Here is a 7,785-nt window from a genome sequence, read left to right on the forward strand (position 1 = left end):
TTTAGTAGTATAACGGGTGAGGGGTATTTGTTGGGTGAAAGTGTTCAATCTTATTTAGCAGTAATTGTCCATTTTAGTATAGCGTTTACATCCATGTTTTGCCGTTCCCCGATGCACCCATTAAAATAATGTTGTGGTGATTCTGTAGATAATTCCCTGTTGCCAGCTCTAAGATGAGGTTTTTGTCCAGCCTGCGATCTGGATGGTATTCAATGTCTTCAATGGCTGCCGTTGGATTTTCAAAAGTTGCCTGTTTTATCAATCGTTCCAATCGGTTTGATTTTCGGCGATCGTATTCATAGTCAACCAGGAGATTGAAGCGATCATCAAAATCCATTGTTCGATAGTCTTTGTTCTTGCTCTGTTGTTTATATAGCTCTGCCATGGCTTCCATTTTCATTTCGGTTAATTTGCGTAACGTTTCTTGGTTCATCATTTGCTTTCCCCTCCAAAGTATTTAGCGCCACACGTAAAAACGTGGTTCTCATGGTGAATAATTGAATCATTGTCTTTTGCCTTGCGCTTATTTCTCCTATCTAAAATCCCTTTCAACACAGGTATGGTGGGATTAGTGGAGATTTCGAGTAATGTTTGGGTTGCAGTCTCCAGCTCATCCTTTGTATGCTTATTGGATAGATTTCGTAACGAACTTAGAATCGTGAGTGCTTTCTTTTCTGGATTATGCTTTAAAATATAGACGACCAGCCGATCCATAGAAGGTCCGATGGACTCTGCCCATTTCTGATTGTTCTCCGGAGTGTGCTCCAGATATGACCGGTGATTATCCGGCATATGATCCGGATTCGTAGAGAACTGTCCCACTTCCTCACGCAATCGTTTGTGGGATGCAATACGCACTTCCTTAAAGTACACTTCAAGTAGATCCGCTGATAATCGAACATCGACCTGTTCACGGACATACTCATATGGAACGGAATAATACTTGCGTTCAACTTGGATGTGGTAGTTCAGTTGAACTTTTGCTGTTTTCCATTCCGCAAGTTTGTAACGGTTTGGAGGAAGTGGCTGAAGGTGAGATTTCTCCTCTTCCTCGAATACCTTTTTCCGTGATCCAGGACGTTTTTGAAAATCGATTTCATTGATTTCTTCTAGTTTTTCATGTATTCGTTGATTAAGATCTTCCAAGTGAAAACATTGATAGTTTCGTAAAGACGCAATAATTTGGCGCGAGATGAATCCAACTGTTCCTTCCACACTGGCCTTGTCTTTTGGTTTTCGAACGCGACTAGGCACAATGATTGTCCGATAGTAATCTGCCAGTTCGCGATAGGCTTCATTGAGGAGAGGCTCTACTCGCTGGGCTTTAATCACGCCTGTTTTCAAATTGTCAGGTACCAGAGTTTCAGGCACCCCACCAAAATATTCATACGCTCGAATATGAGCGGATAACCAATTGGGTGACTTCATATCCAGAAATGCCTCTACGTAGCTGAATTGGCTGTAAGGTAAGGTCGCAATAAAGACATAGGCAGGAATATGTTCCCCGGTAAAGCGATCGGTTATATGCAAGGTGGAGCCTGCCCAATCTACTTCCATGATTTCACCTGGCTTTCTGCGAATAGGCATGGTCAGTTTATACTTCCTCGCGTATTTCCCATACTGTTCACAGAACGTTCTATAAGCGTAAGGGATTTTCCCACCTTCACGTGCCTCTGCCGCATACTCAAGATGCAATAAGGCCAGCGTGACATTCTTTTTTTGTAGCTCTTTATGCACCTTCTCCCACTCGACAGGGAAGTACCCCTTTTCGCTCGCCTGCTTCTCGGGAAAGAGAAGCTCCTCCAACCATCGGTTGGTCGTCGTGTCGTTCAAACTTTCCAAGCCGTGTTTCTTGGCTCGCCGGACGACCTCGGAAACCGTATTTCGGGAATGACCAGTGCTAGAACTAATGGTGCGCTGACTGATCCCGTCAAAATACAGTTCGAGGATTTTACGACAATTAACCATAAAAAAACCTCCTGTATAATAAGATTGTCATGCCTGTACGCATGCAAATTTCATTATACAGAAGGTAATATAATTAGTAGGATGGCTCTCATACCCGCACTCACTGGCTCTATTGCTCGCACTGTGTGGCTCAAAACTCCGCAGAGGTGGCTCAATTCATATGCAATAATCAGTCTATTCACTTACCGAAAGTTCGGCTCAAAAAATAATTGATTTACTGAACACTAATAAGGATTAATACTTTTAGAACAACAGGGGCTTCTTAGAGAATTCTCTTCTTCTTAAACTAAAAATAGGTCAGGTGAATTCAATAAATGATATTTAAAGTTTATCGGGAATAAACATAAAAAGATGGGGGGTCTGTTTATGATGAAAAAAAGATTAGTTTTAACCTGTGCGGTAATTTTATCAGTAGTAATTGGGGGCTGTAATGACGAAGAGCCAATAAAAGAAGAAGTTATTCAACACAATTGGAATGAAAGTCCTCTATTTGAATCTGTTGGAGTTACTATGATTGGAGAAGAAGGTCGTCTAGGATTTCTCTACGATAATAATGAAGTTGTCAGATTGTATCCAAACAAAGTACAAAAGTATATGTGGCACTTTTGGGGAAATGAAGATGAGTTAATTGGTGATTTCAGGGTTTTAGGAACTCACGAAAACAGTGATGAGGAAATAATAATTGTACCCAAAAGAGGAAATACTTTTCTTAGCCCTAATAATAGTGCAGATCAGCACTTTCCAACAAATATGGAACTCCCCAAAAGTGGAGTGTGGAAGTTAGATGCCTATATTGGAGAAGAAATATTTGGAAGTGTCTATGTGAAAGTTTATAAGAAATAAATCGCATAATGAACTAACAGTTGCTTGAGTAAAGTATCATGGGACTGCCATAGTTAATTCTAATATCTTTTTCATAAAAAGCCACAGTTTGTAGAAGGAAGTTAATGACATTGTCTTAGAGAGCTCTTTTTTCTCGTTTAACTAACGGGCCAGGTTAGTTAAACAAAAAACTTATGCTTTTATTAAAAAGGACAGGGGGCATCATGAGTGGAGCAATTCACCTTAAATGGACATATTGTCAAAGTGGATGTAAAAAGAACGAAAGAGTTATATGAAAAACTCCCTTTCGTTTCTGACAAAGCTCATTGTGGATGCACAGATTGTATTTATTATGCAAAGGCGATTGTTCACACCTCACTAGCTATTCAACATTTTTTCGAACAATTTGGCATTGACCCAAGTAAAGAAGCAGAAGTTTGGAAAGCTTGCGAAAATGACGATGGTACATATTATTACATAGCAGATTATCACTTTATGGGGGAAATTCAAGGAGCACTACAATTAGATTGGATTGACGTAGAGAAAGCTTCTTTTGGTTTGACAAATTACTCAGGAAACTTGCCTTCACCGATGATTCCAGAAACATTTACACCACCAATTGTTGAATTTGTGGTAAAAATTAATCTACCTTCTGATTTAAATAATTAAACTAACGGGGCAGTTTAGTTGAAGAAGAATGATTATATAAAATAACAGCCTTATCAAGCGAGTTGATAAGGCAAAGGTTCACTCTTTTTTAGATTTTTCACGTTCATTTCTTTGTTTTGTCTTTAACCAATAATCGGGTGATTCATAATTAATTAAAGAATAATCAAGTTCATCTCCATTAGTTGCTAACTGAACTAACAAAAATTTCTCCTTATTAATCGGGTGTATATCTGCAATTTTAATGTTTATAACTTCTACTCCTGTTCGTTTAGGTGTTCCAACAACAACAACTTGATTTTCTTTTGTATAAACATCTGTGATATTTGTTTGAAACACAACTAAATACAGGTCAAGGTCTGTTTCATTTATATCAGTAGGAAAAGAAATACCTACATTCTCTGTAAAATGTAATTCGGCTGAAATTCCAATGGCGTAAAAAGGAAATATGCGGTGGAGAGAATAGTACATTCTAGAAGGAATATTGCCCAATCTTCCAGTCGTGCTATGCCAGTCTTCTTTATATATTGGTCTAACATAATTTTGTTCGCTTTTTACTACTTTGAAAGGGATTTTTGTTCCTTCTTTTAACACTTCGGTAATCGGGTAGACATCGGTAGGGAAATGCACCTCTAATCCTTTTTCAAATGGGAAAGGTGAATCAAGAATGGTAGTAGGTTCAGGTGGTTCAATGCTATCTAAACGTTTTTCCAATTCCTGAATCCGTTCGTGTTCACTTTTATCACTATTCGATTGCGAGATGGATAACTCCATCAATTTAGTATGTAAGGACTTGCTGTAAACAAACAAGCTTAAAATAATTGAAAAACAAATAATATAGCCAATCCTTGTTTTTAACATATTCAAATCACCTCAGCATATTATCTGCTCTTATGAGGAAGTTATGCGCAAGATTTCTTATTAAACTAACGGTTGCTTTAGAGGAAGATCATTGAGTTGCAATTCAGCTCTTTTTTCTTCTTCAACTAAAGGTGATTAGTTGAAGAGTGTTGATTAACTTGTGTTCAACAACCTGTCCAAATTGTAGAATGAAATTAAGGAGGGATTTTCATGAGTATTGGAAGTGAATACTTGAAAGTTGTGAAAGAAAGATTTAATAGTGTTAAAAGCCTTGGAGATAAAACGATAAATCAACTACTAGAGGAGGACTTACACTGGAAGTTAAACGAAGCATCAAATAGCGTTGCCATAATTGCAAAACATTTAGGCGGAAATATGATATCTAGGTGGTCTGATTTTTTGACATCAGATGGTGAAAAAATTTCCAGGAATCGTGACCAGGAATTTGAAGATGATATCTCCTCGAAACAGGAAATGATAACTATTTGGGAAAAGGGTTGGAAGACGCTTCTTGACACATTGGGTGAATTGGAATGTCAGGATTTATTAAAAAATATAACCATTCGGGGTGAGGACCATACGGTGCTAGAAGCAATTGAAAGACAAATGGCTCACTATGCTTACCATGTTGGTCAAATCGTTTATATTGGAAAGCAATTAAAAGATGATAATTGGGAAAGCCTCAGCATACCTAAAGGGAATTCGGAAGAATATTTACAACGAAAGTTGAAGAAACATCACTCTTAGGGCCGTTAGAATTTATTTCATAAATGCCCTTCTTTCACGAATTGGGCCAACTTACTGAATGAGTTACAAGGAGGTGTAACGTGAGTTATTACTGTAATAGTTATTTAAATGTGCTTAAGAGAAATTTTATGCTAGTCATAATTGCATCGGTTTTGTTAGTTCTAACCCTATTTATTTGGGTGGGTATCCCAGCTTTTATCATTGGTAGTGCGGTGGCAAGTCTAACAACTAATCAATTCCTTATTAATTTATGTGTTTCACTTTCGGGGGCTATAATTTTTTCTTTATACTTTTTACCGATCAATTTAAAAGTTGCCCAAGATATGGCAGTTAGAAAAAAACGTAGTTCATATAATTCATTTATACGAATAGAAATCAAGTGGATAATAGTCGTTGCAACGATTTTTCAAATAATTTTAAGTATAGCTATTCAATAATCGGGCCATTTAGAGGAATAAAGGATAGCGTTTATCTTGAGGGGAAGACCTATTAAATTTAGTAAGATATATAGAATTAAGGTTAGCTGATTAAATGTGGAAGGATTTATAACCTTTTCCAACTATTAGCGTCTATATAAACGAGGTGAGGGGATGTAATGAAGGGACTCATTATTCTATTTGCCGTAATGGGACTTGTTTTAGTTGGGTGTAGTCAGGATGCAGTAAATAGTAATGGCAAAAAAGATGATTCAACAAAACAGCAAGTTTATGGCAATTCGTGGGATGGTAATCCGATAATTGTTAAACAAAGAAACCATAACGGAGATTACGAAACAGTAAATGAAATAACAGATATCGATGAAGTTGATGAGCTTATAAGGACTTTGGGAAATGCAGACTGGCAAGAGAATGTTAAAATGGATATAAGGCCACCAGACTATCGATTCTCTTGGAATTCATATAAACATGACGTTTGGATAAATAAAAATAATGATAGATTAGGACTTTCAATTGAAGGACAATCAAATTATGGATCTTTGTCTGCAGATTCTTCTACAATTGTATTTGAAATCATCACAGGTGAAAAACTTAAAAATCCAAGGAACTAAGGTGTTTTATATCTTTAAACAATCGGGTTGCTTTAGTGAAGCTTCGTCTGCACAACAATTGGGCCATATTAGTTCACTAAGGGGGATTGGAGAAGTGGAAAGTAAGTATAGTAAGTACTCCATCATTCTAATTGTCGTTGGGATTTTTATTGCTTATATGATTTTTCCTCCTGTCAATATAACATTGGAAAGTGGTCTATGGTAGCCATACCCGTTGGTTTTGCTATCTATTTAACAGGTGTAACACTTGGAATTATCGCTTTTTTAAAGAAGGAAAAAGGGTGTATTAAATATATTGCATTAATTTCCATTGCATTGGGTGTTTTATATGTTGTATTCCTATTTGCGGTATTCGGAGGAGAAATATAGGTTGGGGAGAAGTGGCAATTCGACAAAAGGGCGTTTTAGTGAACAATCGGCTGCCTATACAGAGTAGCTTTTCTTATTAGGTAATGGAGTTAACTAATTCCGTGAACTGGTGTTATGTTAACCTGTTTTGAAAGGCGCATGCAAGATTGTTCAGCGATCAATTAGAAGGTTTGCTGATTTATTTCATGTAGCGAATCCAAGAAAGTGAAAAAAATGAAAAGGGAATTAAATACTACTTACCTAAATGTTCTTCTGATACTGGAAAATATTTCGACCTTGAAATTCCAAAATAATATCCCAACAACTTAATAAAATATAAGATGCTAATTCTTATTCGGAAATAAAGTCATCTTCATTTATTGGGCGCGGTTGTTTAACAAACATCGTTGTTCTTATTCAACTAACGCAGCAGATTAGTTGAATAGGCAAGAATAAATGGAAGTCAATCGTAGTAGGTATTATAGTGGGCTTATTCAAGTGACGATTCAAGGAATGAGGAATACTAGATGACAAAAAGGTTAGTTGACAAGGCAAAAAGTATTTTGGAAGGAATCGAAATTGGATTTTTTGATACAGCAAAAAATTGGGATGTAGATAATTATGATGAGTATTATAAATACTTTTCACATCCAGATTTTGAAGTAAGAAAGTATTCACTTCTTGTTTTTGCTGCTGGTCTTGGTAATTGGTATGGGGGTTCAGCCATTATCTTTCGCCCCATTGAAGAACGAAAAAAAGAAAAGTGGTTCCTTTCGTATAAAGAGAAGATTTATTATTTCGAGGATTACGTTAGATCGTTTATAGACAATAGAGAAGCCATCAAAAAAGAGTTTCCCTTTTTATATAGCGTAATTGTATCTTTTTTAATCCAGTTAGATAATGAAAAGCGTTTTGAATATATTTTTAGTCCGGTTGATAAGCAATTGTTCATTGTTCTTAGACAATTGTTATCGGGACTTGAAGTAAAACATCAATATAACTTTAATGACCTTTTAAGAGAAGTAGGGCTTCCAACTTTCTTTGAAAATTAATTGAGAGGGGACAAATTCCCTGGAATTAGAAGGGCGTTAAAATTTCTAGATGAACGGAATTATAATCAACTTAGTGTACCGCTTGTATTTGATTCCCATTCCATTATTCATTGCCTTCTTCAACTAACGCGGCAGGTTAGTTGAACAGTGATGTTTAACTCGTGTTCAACAATCGGGCCAGCGCGACAAGTTCTGTGATAAATGCCTTCGGCATGAAAATACAGGGGATTTAACATAAATCTTAACTTTACAACGGAAGATAGGAATGAGGAA

At 36.6% G+C, this 7,785-nt stretch carries 9 protein-coding genes and 1 pseudogene; 7 read left to right on the forward strand and 3 right to left on the reverse strand.

The genetic code is table 11. The features are described from left to right. Nucleotides 1–88: 88 nt before the first annotated feature. Both I2483_RS18720 and istA read right to left on the reverse strand, forming a co-directional pair. A pseudogene (locus I2483_RS18720) lies at nucleotides 89–436 on the reverse strand (ATP-binding protein); the annotation flags it as partial. Beyond that, a complete protein-coding gene (istA, locus tag I2483_RS18725) occupies nucleotides 433–1,968 on the reverse strand; it encodes an IS21 family transposase (RefSeq protein WP_207278579.1) in 1,536 nt (511 codons plus the stop codon). The pseudogene I2483_RS18720 and the gene istA, both read right to left, overlap by 4 nt. Before the next feature lie 366 nt (nucleotides 1,969–2,334). Here istA and I2483_RS18730 point away from each other — a divergent pair, with 366 nt between their 5' ends. Next, nucleotides 2,335–2,811 (forward strand): hypothetical protein, encoded by a 477-nt coding sequence (locus tag I2483_RS18730; RefSeq protein WP_207278580.1) that lies wholly within the window; start codon nucleotides 2,335–2,337, stop codon nucleotides 2,809–2,811. Nucleotides 2,812–3,018: 207 nt separating this feature from the next. Beyond that, nucleotides 3,019–3,459, forward strand: a complete 441-nt coding sequence (locus I2483_RS18735) for a hypothetical protein (protein WP_207278581.1) — start codon at nucleotides 3,019–3,021, stop codon at nucleotides 3,457–3,459. Between the two features lie 78 nt (nucleotides 3,460–3,537). On the opposite strand, the gene I2483_RS18740 is transcribed toward I2483_RS18735, so the two are convergent. Continuing rightward, nucleotides 3,538–4,317 carry a hypothetical protein gene (locus I2483_RS18740; RefSeq protein ID WP_255550522.1) on the reverse strand — a complete coding sequence of 260 codons (780 nt, stop codon included), beginning with the start codon at nucleotides 4,315–4,317 and terminating at the stop codon, nucleotides 3,538–3,540. Nucleotides 4,318–4,527: 210 nt separating this feature from the next. On the opposite strand from I2483_RS18740, the gene I2483_RS18745 reads away from it, so the two are divergent. From I2483_RS18745 to I2483_RS18765, 5 genes are all read left to right on the forward strand, one after another. Beyond that, entirely contained in the window at nucleotides 4,528–5,064 is a 537-nt protein-coding gene (locus tag I2483_RS18745; protein WP_207278582.1) for a DUF1572 domain-containing protein, read from the forward strand. Nucleotides 5,065–5,144: 80 nt separating this feature from the next. Continuing rightward, on the forward strand, nucleotides 5,145–5,501 hold the full coding sequence (locus I2483_RS18750) for a hypothetical protein (RefSeq protein ID WP_207278583.1): 357 nt from the start codon (nucleotides 5,145–5,147) through the stop codon (nucleotides 5,499–5,501). A gap of 158 nt (nucleotides 5,502–5,659) precedes the next feature. Next, complete coding sequence (locus I2483_RS18755; RefSeq protein ID WP_207278584.1) at nucleotides 5,660–6,112, forward strand: hypothetical protein; 453 nt, start codon at nucleotides 5,660–5,662, stop codon at nucleotides 6,110–6,112. Between the two features lie 198 nt (nucleotides 6,113–6,310). Beyond that, entirely contained in the window at nucleotides 6,311–6,481 is a 171-nt protein-coding gene (locus tag I2483_RS18760) for a hypothetical protein (RefSeq protein WP_207278585.1), read from the forward strand. Nucleotides 6,482–6,987: 506 nt separating this feature from the next. After that, on the forward strand, nucleotides 6,988–7,512 hold the full coding sequence (locus tag I2483_RS18765) for a hypothetical protein (protein WP_207278586.1): 525 nt from the start codon (nucleotides 6,988–6,990) through the stop codon (nucleotides 7,510–7,512). The last annotated feature ends 273 nt before the right edge of the window (nucleotides 7,513–7,785 follow it).

Origin of the sequence: Sporosarcina sp. E16_3 (genome assembly GCF_017347125.1) — a bacterium.
Lineage (GTDB): Bacteria > Bacillota > Bacilli > Bacillales_A > Planococcaceae > Sporosarcina.

Excerpts from the sequence above, each read along its gene's own strand:
- I2483_RS18765 (WP_207278586.1), top strand. The coding sequence starts at position 6,988 with ATGACAAAAAGGTTAGTTGACAAGGCAAAAAGTATTTTGGAAGGAATC.
- I2483_RS18755 (WP_207278584.1), top strand. The coding sequence starts at position 5,660 with ATGAAGGGACTCATTATTCTATTTGCCGTAATGGGACTTGTTTTAGTT.
- I2483_RS18730 (WP_207278580.1), top strand. The coding sequence starts at position 2,335 with ATGATGAAAAAAAGATTAGTTTTAACCTGTGCGGTAATTTTATCAGTA.
- I2483_RS18740 (WP_255550522.1), bottom strand. The coding sequence starts at position 4,317 with ATGTTAAAAACAAGGATTGGCTATATTATTTGTTTTTCAATTATTTTA.
- istA (WP_207278579.1), bottom strand. The coding sequence starts at position 1,968 with ATGGTTAATTGTCGTAAAATCCTCGAACTGTATTTTGACGGGATCAGT.
- I2483_RS18760 (WP_207278585.1), top strand. The coding sequence starts at position 6,311 with ATGGTAGCCATACCCGTTGGTTTTGCTATCTATTTAACAGGTGTAACA.
- I2483_RS18745 (WP_207278582.1), top strand. The coding sequence starts at position 4,528 with ATGAGTATTGGAAGTGAATACTTGAAAGTTGTGAAAGAAAGATTTAAT.